Raw genomic sequence first — 23,696 nt, 5'->3', positions numbered from 1 at the left:
GAAGCTAAGCCTCTCAGCGCCGATGGTACTGCAAGGGGGACCTTGTGGGAGAGTAGGACGCCGCCGGACTCAACGTTGCAAGAACAGGGAACCCCTGGCCACTGGCCAGGGGTTTTCTGCGTTCCGGGGCCGATCTGCACCGGGGCGCCACGGTAGGATCGGTGCGTCATGACTGCGCCATTCACCACCGCCACCGGTTCCGACGTCCGTGTTCGTTTCTGCCCGTCCCCGACGGGCACGCCCCACGTGGGGCTCGTCCGGACGGCGCTCTTCAACTGGGCGTACGCCCGGCACACCGGCGGCAAGCTCGTGTTCCGCATCGAGGACACCGACGCCGCTCGGGACAGCGAGGAGTCGTACGCGCAGATCATCGAGGCGCTGCGCTGGCTGAACCTCGACTGGGACGAGGGTGTCGAGGTCGGTGGCCCGCACGGCCCGTACCGGCAGTCGGAGCGGTCGGGCGTCTACGCGGACGTCGTCGCGAAGCTGCAGGCCTCCGGGCACGTGTACGAGTCCTTCGTCACGCCCGAGGAGATGGAGGCGCGGAACATCGCCGCCGGCCGTGACCCGAAGCAGGGCTACGACAACCACGAGCGCGACCTGACCGAGGACGAGCGTCAGGCCTTCCGTGACCAGGGTCGCGCGCCCGCGCTCCGCCTCCGTGTGCCGGGCCGCGACCTCAGCTTCCAGGACCTCGTCCGTGGGGAGATCACCTTCAAGCAGGGCACCTTCCCGGACTTCGTCGTGGTGCGCCCGAACGGCAAGCCGCTCTACACGTTCACGAACCCGGTCGACGACGCACTCATGGGGATCACCCACGTGCTCCGCGGCGAGGACCTGCTGTCGTCCACTCCGCGGCAGATCGCCCTGTACGAGGCGCTGTTCGAGATCGGCCTGACGGAGTTCATCCCGCTGTTCGGCCACCTGCCGTTCGTGATGGGGGAGGGCAACAAGAAGCTCTCCAAGCGCGACCCCGAGTCGAACCTGTTCCACCACCGCGCCGCCGGCATGATCCCCGAGGGGCTCATCAACTACCTGGCGCTCCTCGGCTGGTCGATCGGCCCGGACCGCGACGTGTTCTCCATCGACGAGATGGTCCAGGCCTTCGACGTGGTGGACGTCAACCCGAACCCGGCCCGGTTCGACCACAAGAAGGCCGAGGCGATCAACGGGGACCACATCCGGCTCCTCGAGCCCGCCGACTTCCGTGGACGGCTGAAGCCCTACCTGACCGACTTCATCGCCGACCCGGCGACCCCCGAGCAGGAGCACGTGCTCGAGCTCGCGGCGCCGCTCGTGCAGGAGCGCATGCAGCTCCTCAGCGAAGCCCCCGGGATGCTCGGGTCCCTGTTCACCGCGGACGCCGACCTGGTGGTCGAGGACGACGCGCTCGCGAGCCTCAAGGGCGACCCGACCGAGGTCCTCACCGCCGGCATCGCCGCGCTCGAGCAGCTCGACGACTGGCGTACCGAGGCGATCGAGGGTGCGCTCCGCGCGGCGCTCATCGACGGTCTCGGCCTGAAGCCCCGGGTCGCGTTCGGTCCGCTCCGCGTCGCGGTCTCCGGTCGCCGCATCAGCCCGCCGCTGTTCGAGTCGATGGAGATCCTCGGCAAGGACTCGACGCTGGCACGCCTCCGCAGCCTCGCGGCTCGCTGACCGCCCCGATGACGAAGGACACCCAGGAGCACGCCGGGGCGCAGTACGACGTCGCGGTCGTCGGCGCCGGCCCGGCCGGGCTGAGCGCCGCGTTGAACCTGGTCCGGGCGAAGCGCACCGTGCTGCTGCTCGATGCGAACCGTCCGCGCAACGCCGCGACGCTCGCGTCGCACGGGTTCCTCACCCGTGACGGCATCTCGCCCCTGGAGCTCAGGAAGCTCGGCCGCGCCGAGGTCGAGCAGTACCCGGAGGCGACGGTCGCGCAGGCCCTCGTCGACGCGGTGACGCCCGAGGACGACGGCTTCCGGGTGCACGGCGCGTGGCGGGGGACCGAGGTCGAGGGCACCGCACGTGCGGTGGTCATCGCCACCGGGCTCCGCGAGGAGTTCCCCGCCCTGCCCTCGCTCCGCGCCTTCTACGGCACGGCGGTGCACAGCTGCGTGGAGTGCGACGGCTACGAGAAGGCCGGTGAGCCGCTCGCCTTCGTCTGCGAGACGCCCGACGTCGTCGACCGCGCGCTCCTCGTCGCGTCCTGGGCGGACGACCTCATCGTCTACACGAACGGGGTCGCTCCGCTCGACGAGTCGGGACGGTCCCGCCTCGCGGCCGCCGGCGTCCGCGTCGACGAGCGCCCGCTGGCCGACCTCGAGGGGGACCGCACCGGGATGACCGGCGTCCGCCTCGCGGACGGGCACGTGGAGCCGCGCACGGGCGGGTTCGTCCGGCCGACGTGGCACGTGGACCTCGGCTGGGTGGGAGCACCGCTCGAGCGCGACGCCGAGGGGCTCGTCGTCGTCGACCGCGTGGGGCGGACGAGTGTCCCCGGGATCTACGCCGTGGGCGACGTCACGCCGCCGGGGCCCGAGCAGCTCATCGTGGCCGCCGGGCACGGGGCGATGACCGCCGCCGCGGTGCACCGGGACCTCGTCGGTGGTCTTGCGGACCTCCGGGATGCTGTACAGTAGATGACCGTGCCCCGGACAACGGGGACGGAAGGCCCGCAGGCCTTTTGGGGTATGGTGTAATTGGCAACACAGCGGTTTCTGGTACCGTCGTTCTTGGTTCGAGTCCAGGTACCCCAGCACTCGTGAGACAGGCCCCCGGGAGATCCCGGGGGCCTTCTTCGTGCGCCCAGGCGCGCCCGGCTCCGGCCGCGCGGGCCCGCTCCGCCCGCGCGCGCCACGCCGAGCCCGCTGAGATCGCACTGTTCGTCGCCTCCGCCCCAGGGAGCCCACACGAAACGCGATCTCACGCCCGGTGTCCTGCGCCCGGCGCCCGGTGCCCGGGCCGGCGTGCGGCTCGCGCCCGGCGGTCGGCCCGGCCACACGGCGGACGGGAGGCTCGGGGCGGCGCCGGCACGAGCCTCCCGTCCGGTCCGCGGTGACGCCGCGGCGGACGCGACCCGTGCCGGTGCGCGGTGACGCCGCGAGCGACGCGACCCGCGCCGGTCCCGCGGGCACCGGACGCGCGATTGCGGGTTTCCGTATCCACGGTCGGCGGCCCGCAACTGACCGCACATCGCATTGACCGCACACCCGCGCCCAGCGAGGGTGGGAATCCCCAGGAAGCGGTGTACCCCCGCTGTCGAGGGGAACGGCGGTGCACCCTCACCGCCGGGCAGCGAAGCCGACGTACCCGCGTCCCGTCCTCCGTACCCTGCGGACGACCGTTCGCCATTCCGGCGAACTCACCCACTTGCAGCCCTGAACCCGACAGGAGCACCATGTCCGCCAGCACGATCCGGCCCCGAGACCCGCGCGTCTCGGTCGTCATCCCCGCTCGGAACGAAGCGAGGAACCTGGAGATCATCCTCCCGAAGCTCCCGCCCGTGTACGAGGTGATCCTCGTCGACGGCAACTCGGTCGACGACACCATCGCGACGGCGCAGCGGCTGATGCCCTCCGTCAAGGTCGTGCAGCAGACCCGCAAGGGCAAGGGCAACGCCCTCGCCTGCGGGTTCGAGGCCGTCACCGGCGACGTCGTCGTCATGTTCGACGCCGACTGCTCCGCGGACCCGGACGAGATCCCGCGCTTCGTCGACGCACTCGTCGCCGGCGCGGACGTCGCCAAGGGCACCCGGTACGCGCTCGGCGGTGGCAGCGACGACATCACGATCGTCCGCAGCCTCGGCAACCGTGGCCTGAACCTGATCTGCAACGTGCTCCTCGGGACGCGCTACAGCGACCTCTGCTACGGCTACAACGCCTTCTGGGCCGACGCCCTGCCGAAGATCGGGCTGCTCTCCTCGACGCTCCCGCAGCCGACCGACGGCTCGATGCTGTGGGGCGACGGGTTCGAGATCGAGACGGTCCTGACCTGCCGCTGGTCCGCCGCGGAACTGGCGATCACCGAGGTCCCGAGCCACGAGAAGCTCCGCGTCCACGGCACCAGCAACCTCAACGCGATCACCGACGGCATCCGGGTGCTGAAGTCGATCATGCACGAGCGTCGTCGCGCCGCCGACGCGCAGGCCCGTGCCCGCCTGGCTCCCGTCCCGACCCGCGTCGTGCCGACCGCCGTGCCGGCCCTCGACGAGGAAGCGGCGTGAGCACCCCGACGGTCGCCGTCGTCATCTGCGCGTACACGCAGCAGCGCTGGGGAGACCTGCAGGACTCCGTCGAGTCGGCGAAGCGCCAGCCGGACACCACCGAGGTCGTCGTCGTGATCGACCACGAGCCCGAGCTCTTCCTCCGGGCGAAGGCCCGCTGGCCCGAGCTCCGGGTCGTGGAGAACACCGAGGACCGCGGCCTCTCCGGCGCACGGAACACCGGTGTCGCCCTGACGGACGCCGACGTCGTGGCATTCCTCGACGACGACGCCACGGCGGACGACGACTGGCTGGAGCACCTCGTCGCAGCGCTCGAGCTGCCCGACGTCGTCGGTGTCGGCGGCCGGGCGACCCCGTCGTGGCCGACCGCCACCGGCGCGGGACCGTACCCGGACGAGCTGCTCTGGATCGTCGGCTGCAGCTACGCCGGACTGCCGACGGCCCCCGGTGACGTCCGCAACGTGATCGGGTCGAGCATGGCCTTCCGTCGCGACGTGCTGCTCGGTGCCGGCGGGTTCCGGTCCGGGATCGGTCGCGTCGGCAACCAGCCGCTCGGCTGCGAGGAGACGGAGCTCTGCATCCGGATCGCGCAGGCCCGTCCCGCGTCCCGGATCCGCTACGAGCCGCGCTCGAACGTGTCGCACCGGGTCTCCCCGGACCGCGTCGAGATGCGGTACGTCCGTCGTCGGAGCTACTACGAGGGCATCTCGAAGGCCGTCCTGAGCCGTCGTGTGGGCACCGGTGACTCGCTCGCGAGCGAGTCCACGTACCTGACGAAGGTCCTCCCGGGCGCGCTGCTCCGCGAACTCGGCGGCATCGGCCGTGGTGGGGGACGCCGTGCGTTCGCCATCGCGCTCTCGGTCGCCTCGACGGTCACCGGGTACGCCGTCGGTCGGCTGTTCGGCGGCGTGGTCGTCTCCGCGCCCGCTCCGGTCCCCGCCCCGCAGCCGGTGGGTGCGCCGTGACCCGCGCCACCCTGGCGATGGTCGTCTCGCCGATCGTCACGGGTCCGCTGTTCCCCACGTGGGACGGCGCCCTGTGGGTCGGCGAGGTCGACCGTGCGGACGTGCACGCGTCCAGCCACCGCGACGTCATCGCGCTCGAGGGTGCCGAGGGGTACCGCCGTGCGCGGCTCCTCGTCCGTGACCACGGCGAGCCCCTCGGGTTCGTCGAGGCGGACGTCACGGAGCGCCGGCGCATCGGCGCGACGATCGACGTCCGCACCCTCCAGCGCGCGATCCGGCCGATGCCGGCGCCGACGGTCCGGCCGGCAGCAGACCAGGTGCTGCCGTCCGTCACCGTCGTGCTCTGCACGGACGGGGCCGCCGACCAGACGATGCGCTCGGTGCTCGCCGTCGCGTACGACGACTTCGACGTCGTCGTGGTGTCCCGTGGCGCACGTGCCGCCGCCGGGGCCGACACGGACACCGCTGCCGGCGAAGCGCCCGCCGCGCCCGCCGCGGACGTCGCCGACGTCGCCGAGGTCGTCATCGAGGGCCGCCGTGTGCGGACCATCCCGGCACCGGCCGGCGGTCTCGCCGCTGCCCGGAACGCGGGACTCCTCGCCGCCACCGGCGACGTCGTCGCCTTCGTCGACGAGGGCGCCGTCGTGGACGCCGGGTGGCTCCGCGCCATCGGCACCGCGTTCGCCGCGGACGCCGACGTCGCGTGCGTGACCGGACTCGTGCCGAGCGTCGAGCTCCGTACGCCGGCGCAGCGCTGGCGCGACGACCGCACCCCGGCCGCCCGCACGGTCCGCCGCCGGGTTATCCGCCTCGACGACGACCGGGACGACCTCCCGATGCACCCCTTCGCCGCGTCCGCCTACGGCACCGGCGCCAACCTCGCCGTGCACCGCGCCACCGCGCTCCGGATCGGCGGGTTCGACACCGCGTTCGGTCCGGGGACCCGCGTGGGTGCCGGCGACGACCTCGACCTCTTCACACGACTGCTGTTCGCGGGTGCCGCGATCGCCGTCGAACCCGCCGCGATCGCGTGGCAGCGAACGGCCGACGACGTCGCGTCGCTCCGCGCCGCCGCCGCCGCGCACGGCCACGGACTCGGAGCCTGGATGACCAAGAACGCCTTCGACCGGGAGACGTTCACCGCGTCGGTCGACGTCGCGCCCGAGGCCCTCAGCGCCTTCGCCCGCCTCGGACTCGAGCAGGGCGACCACGCGACGGACGTCGACGGGGAGCGCGACGCGCACCCGCTCGACGCCGTCGACGAGGCCTTCGTCGCGACGAAGCGTCGCCTCCGTGGCGTCGAGCGACGCTCGGCACTGACGGCGCCGTTCCTCGCCGCGCGTGAGCGCCTCGGTGGCGCCGGCACCATCGACCGGACGGCGCACGGGCGTCACGAGCTCCAGCGCGGGCTCGAGACGGCCGGTGCCGCACGTCCGGTGGCGTCCGACGCGATGGGCCCCGCCGCCCGCCTGGTCGCCGCGGGCATCGTCGTCCTGTCGCTCGTCCTCGCGGCGGTCGGCAGCGTCCTCGGCCTGCCCGCCCTGCGGGGGAGTGCGATCGGGGTCTTCCTCTTCGCCCTGCTCGGCGTCGCACCGCTGCTGCTGGTCCGCCCGATGCCCCTCGCCCGGTTCGCCGTGCTCGCGGTCACCGGGTCGCTCGCCGGCACGATCGCCATCGGGTACACGATGGCGACCTTCCACCTCTGGGTCCCTGCGGTGCCGTTCGTCGGCGTGGTCGTGCTGACCGCTGCTGCCGTGGCGATCGCGGTGCCCCGGGACGTCGCGGACCTGCGCCGTGCGGGTCTCGTCCGCCGGGACCGCCCCGTGCGGGCTCGTTGGAGCACGACCGCCACGGTCACCGCGGGGTCGCTCCTCGGCCTCGTCGTCGTGGTCGTCGCCGCGCTCACGCACATCGGCGACCCGGTCCCCGCCGGGCTCTTCGGGTCGCTCGGCCCGGGACTCGTGATCGGGCTCGCGATCGTCGTGGCCGCCGCGGTCGTGGCGCTCGTGCGCGGCCGTGGGCTCGCCGTGCCGGTCGTCGTGCTCGGTGGTGTCATCCAGCTCGCCCAGGCGATCACGTACGGCGTCCCGACCGTGATGGCGGCCGCTCGGCACATCGGCGTCCTGGAGTACATCCGGCAGAACGGCGGCACGAACCCGTCGTCGGACATCTTCCAGACCTGGTCCGGCCTGTTCGCCGGTGGTGCCTGGGTCGCCGACGTCGGCGGGATCGTGAACGCGATGACCATCGCCGCGTGGGTGCCGGTCCTCCTGGCGTTCAGCACGACGATCGCCGTCGGCGTCCTCGCGTCGCACTGGCTCCCCGGGAACCGGCGTCCGTGGATCGCGGCGTTCCTCACCGCGGCGACCGGCTCGCTCAACACGACGTACTTCTCGCCGCAGTCGACCGGCATCCTGATGTCGATCGTCATCCTGGTGCTCGCGACCGGCCCGCTCCGCAAGGCGGTCACCACCGCCGGGAACACGGCCGACACGAACGGCGCTGCCGCCAAGCCGCGGGCCCGGAAGGTCGGGCTGTCCCGGATCATCGCGATCACCGCGATCGGCATCGTGCTCGTGGTCACGCACCAGATCTCCCCGTACCTGACCGTGGCCGCCCTCGTGGCGCTCATCGTGTTCCGCCTGGTCCGCCCGTGGTGGCTCCCGGTCGTGGTGCTCGTCCCGGCGATCGTGTTCGCCGCGCTGAACGGGGACGTCCTCGGGCGCTTCCTCTCGCTCGCGGCGGTCGGCAAGGTGCTCGACAACGTGCAGCCCCCGACGCACGACCTCACGGTCCTGCCGAAGCCGCTCGTCACCCGGCTGGCGTTCGACATCCCGGCAGCGGCGCTCGTCGTGCTCGGGCTGCTCGCGCTGATCACCGTGCTCCTCCGCCGGGACCGCGTGCACTGGGGTCTCCTCGCGGCGGCGGCGAGCCCGATCTCGCTCCTCGTCGCCACGAACTACGGCCAGGAGGGCATCTTCCGCGTCGTGCTGTTCGCGACGCCGTGGATCGCGATCCTCGCCGCGGCCGTGCCGATGCCCGCCGGGCGCCTGGCCTGGGTCGGTGGACTCGTCGGCCGGGTGATGCGCCCGACGGCCGTCAAGTACACCGTCGCCGCCGCCGGGATCGCCGCGCTGGTCGCGATCGGGGCGTTCGGGCAGACCTCGCTCGACTGGAACCGCGTGATGACCCGCAGCCAGTCCGAGGCCACCCAGCTCTACGACGCGACCGCACCGAAGGGCTCCGTGCTGCTCCTGACCGGGTCGGGCAACGCCGTCCCGAGCAACACCGGTGCCCGGTACTTCGACGTCGGCTACCTCTCGCGTGAGGCGCTCGGGGCCTACCCGGACCCGACCGGCACGTACGACGCGACGACCGACGTCGACGACATCACCAGCGAGCTCGTGAACAACTGGACCGCGACGAAGTACTACGCCCTCGTGGCGGAGCCGTTCGGCGCGTACGACGAGCGCTACGGGTACCAGAGCGACGCCGACTACCAGCAGCTCGCGAAGGCCATGGCCTCGTCGCCGTACTGGCACGTGGTGTGGTCCTCCGGCACGACGGCGATGTACGAGCTCACCGCGGCAGGGCTCCGGCATGCCTCCTCGTGAGCCGGAGCACCCTCCGGTGGCACACCGGTGAGTCCGCTGCAGGCCGACGCCCCGCCCCTCGCGGCGGAGGCGTCGGCCTCGCACGGTGCCGCCCCGGCGCACGGGCTCGGCGTGCCCCGACACGGTGTACGACACGGCGCCGGCCACCGGCGGTGGCACGGACGACGGACCGCCGCGCTGGTCGGGACCCTGGTGCTCGCCGCCGGGGTCCTCGTCGCGTCCACGACCGCGCTGCAGGGCGACGGCACGAACCCGAGCGGAGCGTCCATGCCGACGAGTGACGGCGACGGCTGGAACCGGGTCTTCTCGGAGGACTTCGACACGACCAGTCCGTCCGGCAGCTTCGAGGCGGACTACGCCGACCGGTTCTCCGTCTACCACGGGTTCGCGGACACCGCGGGGACCGGGCGCTACCAGTCCTCGGTGCTGAGCACCCACGACGGCATGCTCGACATGCACCTGCGCACCACCGCCGGGGGCACCCCGCTCGCCGGCGGGATCGTCCCCCTGGTCGACGGGCAGTGGGGTGGCCAGACCTCCGGCCGCTACAGCATCCGGATGAAGAGCGACCCGGTGGACGGCTACGGGGTCGCGGTGCTGCTCTGGAGCGACGCGAACAAGTGGTCGGACGGCGAGGTCGACTTCCCCGAGGGTGCCCTCGGTGCGCCGGCGTGGCTCAACGTGCACTGCCTCGCGGACCCCGCCGAGAAGTGCGTCCACCAGGAGACCGCGGCGTCGCTCGAGCACTGGCACACGTACACGATCGAGTGGACCGCGTCGCGGATGTCGTTCCGGATCGACGGCGCGCTCATCGGCACGACCACGGAGGACATCCCCACCGCCCGCATGCACCTCGTCGTGCAGGCCGGTTCGAACGACGGCGCGCCGCCGGCGGACGCCGAGGGCTCACTCCTGGTCGACTGGATCACGATCGACGTCCCCACCACGTCCGGCTAGCAGACGGGTCACGGTCCGGCTGGCAGACGGGTCACGGTCCGGCTGGCAGACGGTCACGTCGCACCCGGACGGGAGGCTCGGGGAGCGCCCCGTACGCCGGCCCTGCCACGAAGCGGACCCGCCCGGCGCGCCGGACCGGCCCGCACGGGGCCGGTCAGCGGTCGGCGAGCGAGCCCAGGGCACGCAGCAGCGACCGGACGTGCGGGCCACGCCCGTAGCGGTCCCGCACCCAGGCACGGCACCGGTCGCCGAGCGACGGGTCGAGCACGGCCTCGTCGAGCGTGTCGAGGACCTTGCGTGCCAGCGCCTCGGTGTCGGTCGGGTCGACCGTGAACCGCGCCCACTCCCCGGAGAGGATCTCCCCGGTGCCGCCGGACGCCGCCGCGACGACGGGTCGCCCCGCGGACATCGCCTCGACGACGACGCGGCCGAAGCCCTCCGGTTCGATGGACGGGGCGACGACGATGTCCGCCGCGTGCAGGAGCGGCACGACGTCGTCCCGCTCGGGCAGCACCAGGACCGAACCGTCGGGGAGCGCAGCGATCGCGCGTCGGACGTCGTCGGCGTCCTCGGGCGGCAGCGCCCCGGCGAGCACCAGGAGCGGCGACCGACGTGCGGAACCGGCCACGGGGGGCACGGTGACCGGCAGCCGGGCCGCAGCGGTCGTCAGGACGCGCCCCCAGGCCTCCAGGAGGGCCAGCACGCCCTTCGCCCGCGTGAGCCGACCGTAGTAGAGCACCGTCGGGGTGGCGTCGTCGATGCCGAGCGTCGCGCGGGTGCTGCGGACCTCGGCCGGCGTCGGCGGCGGGAACGCCGTCGTGTCGACCCCGTTCGGGACGATGGTGATCCGGTCGACCGGCACGCCGACGGCCGCCCAGGCACGCGCCATCGCGTGCGAGACGGCGAAGTACCGGGTGCGGCCGCCCGCGATCGGTGCGAGGCGGCGGTAGTTCGGCGCGTGGTGCAGGTGCACCGCGAGCGGGACGCCGGACACGATCGACGCGACCCGGCCGAACGGCAGGAACTCCGGCCGGTTCAGCCAGAGGACGTCGAGCCGGGAGCGGCGGATGCGCAGCCCCTCGCGCGCGAACCGGAGGCCGTCGCGGAGCGCCGTCCGGACGCCGAAGCGGTAGTCGGTGGCGTCGACGAGCCGGATGCCCATGCGCTCGAACGGCGCCTGACCGTCCTCGGCTCGGCCGGGTTCCTCCGGACGGTGCCAGAGGGTGACGTCGTGGCCGGCGGCGACGAGCTCACGGGTGTCCTCGAGGACGCACCGTTCGACGCCCCCGGTGATCGCGAGGCCGTTCGTCACCACGCCGATGCGCAGACGTCGACCGTCGACGGGGTCCGGCTTCGTCGCCGTCGTGCTGTTCGGTGACACGGACTCACACACTCCCTCGTGCGGCACGGAGCCGACGGAAGAACCAGGGCAGGCACGCCAGGACGCCGGCGATGCGGATCCAGTTCCAGAGGGCGTCCTGCGGGACGAAGACCGACGCGGTCGCCACGAGCAGTGTGGCGGTGACGGTCAGGATGATCCGGAGCCCCGGGCCGCGCCACTCGCGGCGGTCCGGCAGCGCCATCTGCTGCAGCGCTGCGAGCACGAGGTACGCGATCACGGTGGCCACGGCGGCGCCGGCGATGCCGAGCAGCGGGACGAACACCAGGTTCGCGCCGATGTTCACGGCACCGGCGATCGCGGCGATCACACCGACGGCGACACCGCGGCGCTCGACCAGGAGCAGCCGGCCGGTGGCGCCGCTGGCGACGACCGGGAACGCCGTGATCGCGACGATGAACACCACGACGGTGAGCTCGTGGACGCGGTACGACGCCGGCGCGAGGATCGGCAGCGCGACGGGGGAGACGAGCGTCACCGCGAGGAGCACGGGCGCGAGCATCCGGTACAGCTCGTCGCGGGAGTGCATCGCGAGCTGCCGGCGGGCGACGGCGTCACGGAGCGCGGCGAAGTGCGGCGCCCAGGCGGAGTTCGTGAACGTCAGCAGCAGGATGACCGCCGAGCCGACGACGTAGGCGATCTGGTAGCGGGCGACCTCGTCCGGGCCGAGCAGCCGCTGCACGACGAGCCGGTCGCCGACGTTCAGCACGAAGTAGGACAGGTTGCCGAGCGTGATCGGGATGCCGAGCTTGAACGCCCGCGCCATGGTCTTCGTGTCGACGAGCCCGGACAGCCGGGGCCGGGTCGCCGCGATGCCGATGACCATCGCCACGACCTGCGCGACGACACCGCCCCAGGCGTAGGTGACGGCGTCGGCGTGCACGAGCGTGAGGAGCCCGAGGCCGATGATCGACCCGCCGATCGAGGACAGCAGGCTCGTCAGCGCGAACACCTTGATGCGGTCCTGCGCGACGAGGAGTGCGAGCGAGATCTGCACGATCGCCGCCGGCCCGGTCCAGAGCACCGCGACGAGGAGGAGCGGGTGGTTGCCGATGAAGCCGGCGGCGTCGCCCCACACCGGGATCGTCGTGAGGGCGAGGACGGTCACGATGCTGGCGGTGACCATGCCGACCGCGATCAGGCCCCTGGCCTTCCGGTCGTCACCGTCCTCCGCGCGCTGCAGCACCGTCGCCTGGTCGATGCCGACGACCGCGAGGACGACGAGCGCCTGGTAGAGCGCGATCGCCGACGCCAGCACGCCGAACTCCGACGGCGGCATCAGGTGCGCGAGGACCGGGGAGATCAGCGACGAGACGACGAGCTGCATCGACCAGACGACGACGTAGAGCAGGCCGCGGCCGAACAGGACGGAGGAGCCCTTGCGGACCGCAACGGCCCCGGTGTCGAGGGACTCGGGCACCGGAGCGACAGGAGCCTCCGAGACGGACTGGTCGACGACCGGTGCGTCGAGCCCGGCGGCGGCTTCGCGTGCTGCCCGCGCCTCGCGCCGGGTCTGGGGCGGGAGCGTCACGGTGCGACCACCGCCGCTGCCGCCGTCGCCCGTGCACCCTCGCGCAGTCCGAAGGCCCCGTCGACGATGTCGAGCAGGTCCGAGCTCCGGTCCGTGGAGAACTTCCGCGCGAACACGTGCGGCAGCTCCACGTCCGAGGTCGTCCGACGCTCGAGCAGCTGCCCGGCGTCCGGCGTCCTCAGCCACGGCGGGCTCTTCATCGCCGTGCCGTCCCACCCGATGAACCACAGCGCGTGGGGCACGTGCTCGTCGGCGAAGCCCGGGGTCAGCCCCGGGGTGCTCAGCACCGACGGCACGAAGGTCTCGTCCGCGATCCAGGAGCGCTGCCAGAACCGGACGAGGTCCGGACGGGTGTCCACGACGTCGACGACCGCGGCCGCGTGGTGCCGCGCGAGGACCTTCATCTGCGACCCACCGGCGAACACCACGTCACGGGGGACCCGGCGCGGGATCGGGAGCCGCAGCATGTGCTTCCGCCACGCCCAGTGCCGGAAGCGCATCCGGCCCATCCCGCCGTCGCGCCCCCACTCGGCCCACGGCAGCTCGTGCACGGCCACGAAGGAGTCCTCGCGGTGCGCCCCGAGCAGGCCGGAGATCTCGGCGGCGTTCGCGAGCGGGTAGTCACTGCCGGTCAGGACCGCCACGTGCGAGGCGTCCGTCTCGGCGAGGGCGGCCCGGTACCCGGACACCTCGGCCTCGACGTTCTCCCACTTCGCCCATCCGGTGCGGATGCGGGGGAGCACGCGGACGCGAGCGGGCAGGCCGTCGGTCATCGCGCGGAAGACCGACTCCGGGGTGCGCGCGTCGCAGTGCAGGAACACCGGGAACGGGTCGAGCGCCTCGACGAGCCGGCGCACGTGCTGGGGGTCCTCGTGGGCGAGGACGATGCACGCGGGAGCGGCGGGGGAGATGGCCATGGAAGCGACGCTAACCGCGCCGTTCCGGGGCGGACAAGGCGATCCGACCCCCTCTGCGGGTTCGCGGCGGTTTCCCGCACCCACCCTGGGAAGCGCCCCCTGATCAGCGCTTCTTGCGGAACTTCCGGCAGTCGCAGAGGGCGCAGTCGCTGCCCGGCCGGTAGTGCTCGTGCGCGTCCTGCACGTGACCGCAGACACAGGTCGCGGCGTCCACCACGACGACGGTCTCCTCGGACGGGAGGACGGCACCGAGCTCGGTCCTGGGGCCCAGCGGCATTCGTCCTCCTCGTGCCCGGCGTGCTGCCGCCGGATCGTCCCTGCGATCTTACGGGCAACGGCCTGGTCGGTGGCGGCAAACCGCAAGAGGAACGGGGGTCGCCGCAACCGGCGTGACCCGCCGTTGCGCCCGTGCGGAGCGCCCCGGAGCATCGGAGCATGACCGACCACCAGGCCACCGCGTCCCGCGTGCTCACGATCGCCCCCGCGATGCCGTCGCCCGACGTGCCCACCTGGGCCGGCGCGGCGTGGGTCGGCGCCGTCGACCGGCAGGAGGCGCTCGCCGCGTCCGCCGTCGCCCTCGCCGGCGCCGAGGGCTTCCGGCGCGCCCGCCTGCTCGTCCGCGACGGACGCGAGGTCGCCGGGTTCGTCGACGTCGCCGTCGACGCGGGTGGGGACGTGGACCCGGCTGAGCTGGAACCCGCCCTCCGCGGCCTCCGTGCCACGAGCCTCCCGGCCGCCCCGCAGGGCGACGCGACCGGCCGCATGTCGGTCGTCATCGGCACCCGCGACCGCCCCGAGGACGTGCGCCGCTGCGTCGCCTCGGTGCTCGCCTCCGCGTACGACGACTTCGAGGTGTTCGTCGTCGACAACGCCCCGACCACCACCGCCACCCGCGACGTGGTCGCGTCGTTCCGCGACGACCGCCTGCACTACGCCCTGGAGGCCCGACCCGGCGTCTCCCGCGCACGGAACGCCGGTCTCGCCCTCGCGTCCGGGGCCGTGGTCGCGTTCGTCGACGACGACGTCGTCGTCGACCGTCACTGGCTCGCCGCGCTCGCCGAGGCGTACGCCCGCGACGCGGACGTGGTCTGCGTGACCGGGCTCGTCCCGAGCGGTGAGCTGCGCTCCCCGACCCAGCGGTACTTCGACGAGCGCGTGACCTGGGCGCGGAACCTCGACCGCCGGGTGTTCCGCACCGCGGCACCCCCGGCGGACCTGCCGCTCTTCCCGTTCTCGGTCGGCGCGTTCGGCACCGGCGCGAACATGTCGCTCCGGCGCTCGGCCGCACTCGCGCTCGGCGGGTTCGACGTCGCGCTCGGCCCGGGCACCCCGTCCCGCGCGGGGGAGGACCCGGACCTGTTCACCCGTGTGCTGCTCTCCGGTGGGGCGCTCGCCGTGGAGCCCTCCGCCTTCGTGTGGCACAAGCACCGCTCGGACCGGGAGGCGCTGCGCTCCCAGGCGCTCGGCTACGGCACGGGGCTCGGGGCGTGGGTCGCGAAGCTGATGACGCGTCCGCGCACCGCACTGGCCGTGTTCCGCCGGGCGGCCGGCGCGCTCCGGCAGCTCGGGGCGCTCGGGCAGGGCTCGGGGGCGGACCAGGTGTCCGCTGCCGTCTCCGCCGCTGCGACGTGGCCGGTCGACGACGAGTTCCGCGCCGCGACGGCCGGGCTCAAGCGCGTCGAGCTCGTCGCCGCGCTCGGCGGCCCGTGGCGCTACGTGCTCGGGCGCTTGCGCTCGCGCGCGTAGGCCGCGCCGCACGGCGCGCCGCGCGCCCGCGCCGCTGCGCGCCCGCTGGCGCCGCGCTTCCCGTCCGCGGTGCGACCGGGCGCCGCACAACCAAAAGCACCCGGCACCACGGGAATCCGTGGTGCCGGGTGTCTTTCGTTGTGCGGAGCGGCGCCGTTGCCGCCCCGCACGCCCAGGGGGCGCGGCGCGGGCTACGCGCGGAAGCGCCCGGCCTCCACGTCGCGCCAGCGCCGACGGCTGCGGAACCAGGCGGCGGGGCCGGCCGGGAAGCCGCGGAGCTCGTGGTACGCCAGCGAGCGCGGGATGTGCGTCGTCGAGGCCTCGTTCGTGGTCTCCGTCGCCGCGTCTCGACGACCGGCGAGCCGGGACGCCATCTGCTTCGCCTTGACCTTCGCGGCCAGCGGCATCAGCCGGGCGAGGACCGTCAGGTGCCGACGGTCCTTCGCGGCGAGCGCGCACATCAGCGCGGTGAACCCGACGCCGTTGCCGTGCAGCTGCTTGTGCAGGTCCTCGATGGTCTGGCGGTGCCGGTGGTGCACGACCGCGTGCGGCTCGAAGCCGATGCGTCCGCCGCGCCACAGCGTCTCGATGAACATCGCGAGGTCCTCGCCGCCGCGGGCGGGGGAGCCGGCGCCGAGCGTGGTGTCGAAGCCGCCGACCGTCTCGATGAGGGAGCGGCGGTACGCCATGTTCGCCCCGGCGCCGTACGCGCCGATGCCGTACACCGCGAAGTGCTTCCGGACGGTGCCGTCGGGCCGCACGGCGGAGACACGGGCGTGCCGCATCGCGCCCTGCACGTCGTCGGGGACGATCGTCACGGGGGAGAAGGTGCGCTCGGCACTGAAGCCGCCGTAGTACGCCTCGTACCAGATCTGCGCGGGGGTCGTGAGCTCGACGGGCAGGATCACACCGGTGACGGCGTCGAGGCCGGGCTCGCGGACGAACCGGGTGCCGATGGCGCGGAGCCACTGCGGGTCGACGCGGACGTCGTCGTCGGTGAACGCGATGACGTCGCCGGTCGCCGCTGCCACACCGGCGTTGCGTCCGGCGGAGAGCCCGGGGCGCCGCTCGGTGACGAGCCGCACGTCGCGACCCTCGAGGAGTGCGGGGAGCGCGTCGATGTCGGGGACCTTCACGCGGTTGTCCACGAGGATGACCTCGTGCCGCGGGTAGTCGAGGTGCTCGAGGACGTCGAGCAGCTTCCCGAGGTCCTCGACGCGGTCGACGACGGTGGAGACCACGACGGAGATCGTCGGGAGCTGGTCGTCGGTGACGGGCGCGTGGTCGTCGAACGCGCCGGCCTCGACCAGGGAGTCGACGAGGGGCGCGAGCGCACGGGTGGCGTCGGCGGGGTCGTCGGTGAGCAGCACGTCGAGGGTGCTGACGGGGTAGCCGTCGCGGTAGCCGATGACCAGCGCGGAGGAGCCGGTCTCGTCGGCGACGAGCTCGGGCAGCGGACCGTCGAGGTTGACGCCGATGACTCGGCGCGGGCCGGGGACGGTGACGGCGGAGAGGGATGCCATGTCGGGGACGCTACGGTCGCCCTCAGGACCCCCACAACGGCAGCGGCTGACCGTGGCGGGGATCATGCGGGACCCCGCACCGCGTCCCGCACGGCGATCACGACCCGCGTGAGCGCTCACCCAGGAACGCTTGGCAACTCCGAAGGTCACACTCAGGTCACGGGATCGATGCAACCGGTTGCGGAACGCCGGGGGCGGGCGTAGCGTCCACGCCCAGCAGGCAGCGTCGCCTGCTCCAGGAGCGCACCGTCGACACCCGATCGTCGCGCCCTGGTGATCTCGATGAGGAGACAACGCTGTGAAGAACACACGCGCGAAGATGCGTCTTGCATCGGTGGCGGGGGTCGCCGTGATCGGCCTCACCCTCGCGGGCTGCTCGAGCGGCAGCTCGGCATCGGACGACGCCCAGAGCGGCACCGACAGCCACGGCCCGATCACCTACGTCCAGGGCAAGGACAACTCCAACGTGGTCCGCCCGCTGATCGCGAAGTGGAACAAGGCCCACCCGAAGGAGAAGGTCACCTTCAAGGAGCAGTCGGACCAGGCCGACCAGCAGCACGACGACCTCGTGCAGCACTTCCAGGCCAAGGACGACGGCTACGACGTGGTGGACGTCGACGTGGTGTGGACCGCGGAGTTCGCCGCGAAGGGCTGGCTGACGCCGCTCAAGGGCGACATGAAGATCGACACGTCGAAGCTCCTGCCGGCCACGGTGAAGACCGCGACGTACAACGACACCCTCTACGCGGCACCGCAGACCTCCGACGGCGCGCTGCTCTACTACCGCAAGGACCTCGTCAAGACGCCCCCGACCACGTGGGCCGAGATGATGAAGGACTGCCAGATCGCCAAGGACAACGGGATCGGCTGCTACGCCGGCCAGTTCGCGAAGTACGAGGGCCTGACGGTCAACGCGTCCGAAGCGGTCAACGGCTCCGGCGGCTCGATCCTGAACAAGAGCGGCGCACCGGACGTCGACACCGCGAAGGCCAAGGCCGGCCTGCAGAACCTGGTCGACGCGTTCAAGGACGGGAACATCCCGGCCGAGGCGATCACCTACCAGGAGGAGCAGGGCCGCACCGCGTTCGAGAGCGGCAAGCTGCTGTTCCTGCGCAACTGGCCCTACGTCTACAACCTCGCGAAGACCGATGGGTCCTCCAAGGTGAAGGACACCTTCGGCATCGCCCCGATCCCGGGTGCCGACGGCGTCGGTGCCTCGACGCTCGGCGGGCACAACGCCGCGATCAGCGTGTACTCGAAGCACAAGGCGACGGCGCACGACTTCCTCGAGTTCCTCACCTCGAACGACACGCAGAAGTTCTTCGCGACCCAGGGCTCGCTCGCCCCGGTCGTCGGTGACCTCTACACGGACTCCGAGCTGACCTCGAAGCTGCCGTACCTGCCCACCCTGCTGAAGTCGATCCAGAGCGCGGAGCCCCGCCCGGTCACGCCGTACTACCCGGCCGTGACGAAGGCGATCCAGGACAACTCCTACGCGGCCCTGAAGGGCTCGAAGAGCGTCGACGAGGCGATGAAGGACATGGAAGCCGCCCTCAAGACGGCGACCACCAGCAACTAGCGACACGGTCGCGAGCGGCTCACGCCGCATCGGACTGGAGGCTCGTGGCGGCATCGCCACGAGCCTCCAGACCGCCCCAACGTGCGTTCCGACACCGGCAAGGAGGCCGTCAGTGTCAGCAGCAACCGAGATCCCAGCAGCGATCCCGAATCCCCAGGGTCTGGAGCCGCAGAAGCGGCGACGCGGCGGACTCAACGCGGAACACGGCCGGTGGGCCGTGTACCTCATCGGTCCGACGATCGTGCTCCTCGCGGTCGTCATCGGCTACCCGGTCGTCAGCGCGATCATCCAGTCGTTCCAGCTCGACGCCGGACTCGACAAGGCGACCGGCCTGTTCGTCGCCGGCGGTTTCGCCGGCGTCACCAACTACGTGCACTGGCTCGGGCAGCAGTGCGGCGACACCGTGTGCCCACCCGGCAGCCTCGGCTCCCAGTTCTGGGTGTCGTTCGGCAACACGTTCTTCTTCACCGTGGTGACCGTGCTCCTCGAGACGCTGATCGGCGTCTGGATGGCGATCATCATGAACCGCAACTTCAAGGGCCGCGCGCTCGTCCGTGCCGCGATCCTGGTGCCCTGGGCGATCCCGACCGCCGTCACCGCGAAGCTCTGGTACTTCATCTTCGACGCGAACGGCGTGCTCAACCACGTCATCGGCCACCAGGTCCTCTGGACCTCCGGCGAGTGGGCGTCCCGGTTCGCGATCATCATCGCGGACACGTGGAAGACCACCCCGTTCATGGCGCTCCTCATCCTCGCGGGGCTCCAGCTCATCCCGGAAGAGGTCTACGAGGCCGGGAAGATGGACGGCGCCTCGACCGTGCAGCGCTTCATGCTCATCACGCTGCCCCTGCTGAAGCCCGCACTCATGGTCGCGATCCTGTTCCGCGTGCTCGACGCGCTGCGCATGTACGACCTCCCCGCGATCCTGACCGGCGGCGGCGGTGGTTCCGGCAACGCCACGACCACGCTCTCGATCCTCGTCGTGGACCAGATCCGGCAGGGGTTCAACTCGGCGTCGGCCCTGTCGACGATCACGTTCCTGATCATCTTCATCGTCGCGTTCCTGTTCGTCCGCTTCCTCGGGGCGAACGTCGTGCAGACGCAGGCAGCACAGCAGAAGGGTGAACTCAAGTGACCCTCGCAGCGGACCGGCCCCGGTCCACCACCCGTTCCCGCGAACGGTCCATCGACCGTGCCGAGGTCCGCGTCAAGCGCGACACCGGCCCGAAGCTCCGCACCGGCATCCAGGCGGTGATCATCGCCGTCTGGTGCCTGCTGCCGTTCTACTGGATGGTCGTGACGAGCTTCCGCGACGTCGGGTTCACCTTCGACCCGACCCCGTGGCCGACGCACGTGACGCTCGACAACTACACGACGGCGTTCGCGACCTCGCTCGGCAACCACCTCGGACGGGCGCTGCTCAACAGCCTCATCATCGGTGGCGTCGTGACGATCATCGCGCTGCTCGTCGGCACGAGCGCCGCGTACGCACTGGCCCGGCTGGAGTTCCGCGGCAAGTCCCTCATCGCCGGGGCGATCCTCGCCGCGTCGATGTTCCCGGGCGTCGCGCTGATCTCCCCGCTGTTCCAGCTCTTCACCGACATCGGGTGGATGGGCACGTACCAGGCGCTGATCCTGCCGAGCATCTCGTTCGTGCTGCCGCTGACGGTCTACACGCTCGCGTCGTTCTTCCGCGAGATGCCGTGGGACCTCGAGGAAGCGGCCCGCATCGACGGCTGCACCCGCGTGCAGGCGTTCCGGCGGATCATCCTGCCGCTGGCGGCCCCCGCGGTGTTCACGACGGCGATCCTGGCGTTCATCTCCTCCTGGAACGAGTACCTGATCTCCTCGCAGCTCTCCAGCGACGCCACGCAGCCGGTGACCGTCGCGATCGCCTCGTTCGCCGGCACCCAGCCGCACCAGGAGCCCTACACAGCGGTGATGGCGGCGGGCACGATCGTCACGATCCCGCTCGTCATCCTGGTGCTCATCTTCCAGCGACGCATCGTGGCCGGCCTCACCGCCGGTGGTGTGAAGGGCTGATCGTCATGGCACTCAAGGCACCGCGCCGCCCCTCCGCACCGATCGAGGAGGCGATGGGCTTCGTCGGGTTCTTCGGCATCGCGTTCCTCGCCGTCACCATGTTCTGCGAGTTCACCGGTCGTCCCGCGCTCGGCTGGGCCCTCACGCTGCTGGCGTGCGTGCTCGTCATCGTGGTGCTCGACCGCTGGCGGGTCCGGGTCGTCCGGCGCACCCAGGCCGCCGAGGCCGAGGCAGCCGGACGCCCCGTCCGCCGGGACGCGCACCCGGTCGGCGTGCACGTCCCGGGTGGGCAGCAGCCCGTCGCGACCGTCTTCCGGGACCACGCGCACTCCGGGTGGGACGACCCGGCGCCCCGCCGTCCGCGACCCGTCGCCGTGACCGGTGTGGGGCACGGGAGCCGTGACGTCGGTGACGTGACGCACGCCACGGACGGCTGACGGGCCTCCCGGCGGCGTAGCGATGGGGATCCAGGAGATCGCGACCGTCACCGGACTGTCGAAGGCGACGGTGTCCCGCGCCCTGCGCGGACTGCCGTCGGTGGCCGACACCACGATCGACCAGGTGCGGCGGGTCGCCGACGAGCTCGGGTACGTGCCGAGCTCGGCGGCGGCCGGCCTCGCCACCGGGCGGCAGCGCGCGGTCGGCGTCGTCGTGCCGGTGCTCGACCGGTGGTTCTACGTCAAGGCGCTCGGCGGTGTGGACGCCGAGCTGCGGCAGGCCGGGTACGACCTCGTGCTCTACAACCTCGGCGGTCCGGACGGCGATCGTGACCGGGCGTTCCGCCGCTCCATGCTGCGGCAGCGGGTGGACGCGCTCGTGCTGCTCTCGCTCGTCCTCGACGAGACCGAGCGGTCCGAACTGCAGTTGAGCGAGCACCCGATGATCGTGATCGGCGGGCCCGCGCCCGGCCTCCGGAACGTCGGCGTGGACGACGACGTCGTCTCGCACTTGGCCGTGTCGCACCTGCTCGGGCTCGGGCACCGGCAGATCGCGTACGTCGGCGGGCAGGACGAGGCGGGGATGAACGTCGCGGTGCCGTTCCGGCGGCGGGACGGGTTCCTCGACGCGATGGCCGCAGCGGGGCTCGCCGTCCCGCCGCGGTGGATCGTCGACGGGCGGTTCTCGTTCGCGGGCGGGGTGGCTGCGGGTGCGGCGCTGCTGGACGGTCCGCCGGCTGCCCGTCCCGGCCGCCCGACGGCCGTCTTCTGCGCGTCCGACGAGATGGCGCTCGGGGTGATGCTCACCGCGGCCCGGCTCGGGCTCGACGTCCCCGGGGACCTCTCCGTCATCGGCATCGACGGGCACGAGTACGGCGCGGCGGTCGGGCTGACCACGATCGCGCAGGACCCGGAGGCGCAGGGGAGGACCGCCGCGCGGGCGGTGCTCGCCGAGGTGGACGGGGCCCGGCCGCGGGCGGTGGCGCCGGCGCCGGTGTCGCTCGTGGTGCGGTCGAGCACGGGGGCGCCGCGGGCGCGCTAGGCGCGGGCGCGGCCGCGGGCGCGGCCGGCGCGGGCGCGGCGCGGCGGCGCGGGCGCTGCGGTGCGAGTTGGATTCGCACAACGGAAACCGGCTCGCACCACGGACGTCCGTGGTGCGAGCCGGTTTCCGTTGTGCGACGGCGAACGGCACCGGCCGCGCCGCGGCGGGGCGGGCCGCGCCGCCGCCCGCTGCGCCGCGCCGCCCGCGCGTACGCTCGCCGGCATGGACGTCACGAAGCTCGAGCACGCCTGCCAGGTCGTCGAGATCGACGGATCCCGGCTCGTCATCGACCCCGGCAACTTCACGCGGCCGGTCGACGTCACTGGTGTCGCCGCGGTCGTCCTCACCCACGAGCACCCCGACCACGTCACGCCGGAGCAACTCCAGCGGGTCCTCGACGCGAACCCCGGGGCGCTCGTGTTCGGCCCGGCCGGGGTTGCCGCGGCCCTGCCCGACTTCGTCGTTGATGTCGTCACCGACGGGGACCGCCGCGTCGTCGGGCCCTTCGAGCTCACGTTCCACGGCACCCGCCACAACGTCATCCACTCGTCCGTCCCCGTCGTGGACAACACCGGGGTGTTCGTGAACGGCCGGCTCTTCTACCCGGGCGACAGCTACACCGACCCGGGCGTCCCGGTGGAGGTCCTCGCCGCACCCGTCGGCGCCCCGTGGCTCAAGGTCGCCGAGATGATGGACTACGTCGCCGCGATCGCCCCGCAGCGCGCGTACCCGGTGCACGAGGCCACCCTCTCCGAGGTCGGCTACGGCATGCACACCGGCCGGCTCCGGGAGATGATCGAGCCCGTCGGCGCGCTGGTCGTGCTCCGGCCGGGCGAGTCGCTCACGATCTGAGCGCGGATCACCGGCCTGGAGGCTCGGCTCGTCCGCGTCCCGCCGCCCGCGTCCGCAGGCGGTCGCCGACGATCCGGTCGAGGGCCAGCGCGTCCCACGGTGCGTGCCGTTCCGCGTCGTTGTCGAAGTAGAGGTAGGTGTCCCGGCCGGCGTCGAGGTGGTCGAGGACCGTGGTGGCCCACCGGCCGAGGGCCTGCGGCGAGTACCCGTCGTGGTACGTCCGTGGTGCGCCGTGCAGGCGGAGGTAGGCGATCCGCGCGCCGGTGTCCGCGCGGAAGCGTGGGAAGTCGCCGGCGTGCGAGTCGACGAGCGCCACGCGGTGCCGGCGGAGGACGTCGAGCTGCTCCGGGGTGACGGTCGAACGGAACTCGACGGCGTGGTCGATCGTCCGTGCCGGGTCCTCGGCGACGACCGGCGCGTCCGCGACCTTGTCGTCGTGCCGTGCGGCGAGTTCGGCGGCCGCGGCGTGGGTGTCGGGCAGCAGCGACAGGAAGGTGTCGAGCACTTCGGGGGTCGGGCTGAGCGCTTCCGGGAGCTGCCAGAGCACCGGGCCGAGGGTGTCGCCGAGCTCGAGCGGGCCGGACGCGAAGAAGTTCGCCAGCGCCGTCTCCGCGTTCCGGAGCCGCAGCATGTGCGTGACGTACCGGCCGCCCTTCACCGCGAACCGGAAGCCCGGCGGGACAGCGGCACGCCAGGCCCGGTACCGCTCCGGTCGCTGCAGGGAGTAGAAGGAGCCGTTCAGCTCGACCGTGGAGAACCGCTCGGCGACGTACTCGAGCCACCGCCGCTTGGCCAGTCGTTCCGGGTAGAAGTCGCCGCGCCAGCCGTCGTACTGCCACCCCGAGAGCCCGATCCGCGCGGTCATCGATCCACCGTATGCTCCGAGC

General features: G+C 72.6%; 19 protein-coding genes and 1 tRNA gene. 14 read left to right on the top strand and 6 right to left on the bottom strand.

Translation table 11 applies throughout. The features are described 5' to 3' along the window. The first annotated feature begins 168 nt into the window (after positions 1-168). From gltX to EDF55_RS05145, 7 genes are all read left to right on the top strand, one after another. The gene (gene gltX, locus EDF55_RS05175; protein ID WP_123653787.1) at positions 169-1,656 is read left to right on the top strand and encodes a glutamate--tRNA ligase; all 1,488 of its coding nucleotides are present in this window, start codon (positions 169-171) and stop codon (positions 1,654-1,656) included. An 8-nt stretch (positions 1,657-1,664) separates the two neighbouring features. Further along, positions 1,665-2,621 (top strand): NAD(P)/FAD-dependent oxidoreductase, encoded by a 957-nt coding sequence (locus tag EDF55_RS05170; RefSeq protein WP_123653786.1) that lies wholly within the window; start codon positions 1,665-1,667, stop codon positions 2,619-2,621. 45 nt (positions 2,622-2,666) lie between these two features. Further along, positions 2,667-2,738 (top strand) — tRNA-Gln (locus tag EDF55_RS05165). Positions 2,739-3,379: 641 nt separating this feature from the next. Next, complete coding sequence (locus EDF55_RS05160; protein ID WP_123653785.1) at positions 3,380-4,204, top strand: glycosyltransferase family 2 protein; 825 nt, start codon at positions 3,380-3,382, stop codon at positions 4,202-4,204. Continuing rightward, positions 4,201-5,169 (top strand): glycosyltransferase family 2 protein, encoded by a 969-nt coding sequence (locus tag EDF55_RS05155; protein WP_123653784.1) that lies wholly within the window; start codon positions 4,201-4,203, stop codon positions 5,167-5,169. The genes EDF55_RS05160 and EDF55_RS05155 overlap by 4 nt, the downstream gene beginning before the upstream one ends. Next, a complete protein-coding gene (locus EDF55_RS05150; RefSeq protein ID WP_123653783.1) occupies positions 5,166-8,783 on the top strand; it encodes a glycosyltransferase in 3,618 nt (1,205 codons plus the stop codon). Before EDF55_RS05155 ends, EDF55_RS05150 begins: the two co-directional genes overlap by 4 nt. A gap of 27 nt (positions 8,784-8,810) precedes the next feature. Further along, positions 8,811-9,740, top strand: coding sequence for a glycoside hydrolase family 16 protein (locus EDF55_RS05145; RefSeq protein WP_123653782.1), 930 nt, complete (start codon positions 8,811-8,813; stop codon positions 9,738-9,740). A gap of 154 nt (positions 9,741-9,894) precedes the next feature. Here the strand turns inward: EDF55_RS05145 and EDF55_RS05140 are convergent, their stop codons facing one another. From EDF55_RS05140 to EDF55_RS18700, 4 genes are all read right to left on the bottom strand, one after another. After that, positions 9,895-11,121 carry a glycosyltransferase family 4 protein gene (locus EDF55_RS05140; RefSeq protein WP_185017136.1) on the bottom strand — a complete coding sequence of 409 codons (1,227 nt, stop codon included), beginning with the start codon at positions 11,119-11,121 and terminating at the stop codon, positions 9,895-9,897. Positions 11,122-11,125: 4 nt separating this feature from the next. After that, positions 11,126-12,670, bottom strand: coding sequence for an oligosaccharide flippase family protein (locus EDF55_RS05135; RefSeq protein WP_123653780.1), 1,545 nt, complete (start codon positions 12,668-12,670; stop codon positions 11,126-11,128). Then, positions 12,667-13,587, bottom strand: a complete 921-nt coding sequence (locus EDF55_RS05130) for a beta-1,6-N-acetylglucosaminyltransferase (protein WP_185017134.1) — start codon at positions 13,585-13,587, stop codon at positions 12,667-12,669. Before EDF55_RS05130 ends, EDF55_RS05135 begins: the two co-directional genes overlap by 4 nt. A gap of 103 nt (positions 13,588-13,690) precedes the next feature. Continuing rightward, positions 13,691-13,864 (bottom strand): hypothetical protein, encoded by a 174-nt coding sequence (locus EDF55_RS18700; protein ID WP_165931526.1) that lies wholly within the window; start codon positions 13,862-13,864, stop codon positions 13,691-13,693. A gap of 158 nt (positions 13,865-14,022) precedes the next feature. Between EDF55_RS18700 and EDF55_RS05125 the strand changes: the two genes are divergently transcribed. Next, a complete protein-coding gene (locus EDF55_RS05125; RefSeq protein WP_123653778.1) occupies positions 14,023-15,333 on the top strand; it encodes a glycosyltransferase family 2 protein in 1,311 nt (436 codons plus the stop codon). Between the two features lie 191 nt (positions 15,334-15,524). On the opposite strand, the gene EDF55_RS05120 is transcribed toward EDF55_RS05125, so the two are convergent. Then, complete coding sequence (locus EDF55_RS05120; protein WP_165931525.1) at positions 15,525-16,856, bottom strand: glycosyltransferase; 1,332 nt, start codon at positions 16,854-16,856, stop codon at positions 15,525-15,527. A 319-nt stretch (positions 16,857-17,175) separates the two neighbouring features. Here EDF55_RS05120 and EDF55_RS05115 point away from each other — a divergent pair, with 319 nt between their 5' ends. From EDF55_RS05115 to EDF55_RS05090, 6 genes are all read left to right on the top strand, one after another. Further along, on the top strand, positions 17,176-18,435 hold the full coding sequence (locus tag EDF55_RS05115; protein ID WP_123653898.1) for an ABC transporter substrate-binding protein: 1,260 nt from the start codon (positions 17,176-17,178) through the stop codon (positions 18,433-18,435). A gap of 112 nt (positions 18,436-18,547) precedes the next feature. Then, entirely contained in the window at positions 18,548-19,570 is a 1,023-nt protein-coding gene (locus EDF55_RS05110) for a carbohydrate ABC transporter permease (protein ID WP_185017132.1), read from the top strand. Between the two features lie 50 nt (positions 19,571-19,620). Continuing rightward, positions 19,621-20,478: a carbohydrate ABC transporter permease gene (locus tag EDF55_RS05105; RefSeq protein ID WP_243698386.1), complete on the top strand. Its 858-nt coding sequence runs from the start codon at positions 19,621-19,623 to the stop codon at positions 20,476-20,478. 5 nt (positions 20,479-20,483) lie between these two features. Beyond that, complete coding sequence (locus EDF55_RS18695) at positions 20,484-20,915, top strand: hypothetical protein (RefSeq protein ID WP_185017130.1); 432 nt, start codon at positions 20,484-20,486, stop codon at positions 20,913-20,915. A gap of 22 nt (positions 20,916-20,937) precedes the next feature. Next, the gene (locus EDF55_RS05095; RefSeq protein ID WP_123653775.1) at positions 20,938-21,957 is read left to right on the top strand and encodes a LacI family DNA-binding transcriptional regulator; all 1,020 of its coding nucleotides are present in this window, start codon (positions 20,938-20,940) and stop codon (positions 21,955-21,957) included. A gap of 222 nt (positions 21,958-22,179) precedes the next feature. Continuing rightward, complete coding sequence (locus EDF55_RS05090) at positions 22,180-22,809, top strand: MBL fold metallo-hydrolase (protein WP_123653774.1); 630 nt, start codon at positions 22,180-22,182, stop codon at positions 22,807-22,809. 7 nt (positions 22,810-22,816) lie between these two features. On the opposite strand, the gene EDF55_RS05085 is transcribed toward EDF55_RS05090, so the two are convergent. Further along, on the bottom strand, positions 22,817-23,674 hold the full coding sequence (locus EDF55_RS05085; RefSeq protein WP_123653773.1) for a DUF72 domain-containing protein: 858 nt from the start codon (positions 23,672-23,674) through the stop codon (positions 22,817-22,819). Positions 23,675-23,696: the final 22 nt, after the last annotated feature.

This window comes from Curtobacterium sp. ZW137 (genome assembly GCF_003762905.1).
Taxonomy (GTDB): Bacteria; Actinomycetota; Actinomycetes; order Actinomycetales; family Microbacteriaceae; genus Curtobacterium.
This window is presented reverse-complemented; position numbering and strand designations above follow the sequence as displayed.

What these genes read in the sequence shown, in the direction of transcription:
- gltX (WP_123653787.1), top strand. Translation starts at nt 169, where the DNA reads ATGACTGCGCCATTCACCACCGCCACCGGTTCCGACGTCCGTGTTCGT.
- EDF55_RS05170 (WP_123653786.1), top strand. Translation starts at nt 1,665, where the DNA reads ATGACGAAGGACACCCAGGAGCACGCCGGGGCGCAGTACGACGTCGCG.
- EDF55_RS05160 (WP_123653785.1), top strand. Translation starts at nt 3,380, where the DNA reads ATGTCCGCCAGCACGATCCGGCCCCGAGACCCGCGCGTCTCGGTCGTC.
- EDF55_RS05130 (WP_185017134.1), bottom strand. Translation starts at nt 13,587, where the DNA reads ATGGCCATCTCCCCCGCCGCTCCCGCGTGCATCGTCCTCGCCCACGAG.
- EDF55_RS18700 (WP_165931526.1), bottom strand. Translation starts at nt 13,864, where the DNA reads ATGCCGCTGGGCCCCAGGACCGAGCTCGGTGCCGTCCTCCCGTCCGAG.
- EDF55_RS05125 (WP_123653778.1), top strand. Translation starts at nt 14,023, where the DNA reads ATGACCGACCACCAGGCCACCGCGTCCCGCGTGCTCACGATCGCCCCC.
- EDF55_RS05120 (WP_165931525.1), bottom strand. Translation starts at nt 16,856, where the DNA reads ATGGCATCCCTCTCCGCCGTCACCGTCCCCGGCCCGCGCCGAGTCATC.
- EDF55_RS05115 (WP_123653898.1), top strand. Translation starts at nt 17,176, where the DNA reads ATGCGTCTTGCATCGGTGGCGGGGGTCGCCGTGATCGGCCTCACCCTC.
- EDF55_RS18695 (WP_185017130.1), top strand. Translation starts at nt 20,484, where the DNA reads ATGGCACTCAAGGCACCGCGCCGCCCCTCCGCACCGATCGAGGAGGCG.
- EDF55_RS05095 (WP_123653775.1), top strand. Translation starts at nt 20,938, where the DNA reads ATGGGGATCCAGGAGATCGCGACCGTCACCGGACTGTCGAAGGCGACG.
- EDF55_RS05090 (WP_123653774.1), top strand. Translation starts at nt 22,180, where the DNA reads ATGGACGTCACGAAGCTCGAGCACGCCTGCCAGGTCGTCGAGATCGAC.
- EDF55_RS05085 (WP_123653773.1), bottom strand. Translation starts at nt 23,674, where the DNA reads ATGACCGCGCGGATCGGGCTCTCGGGGTGGCAGTACGACGGCTGGCGC.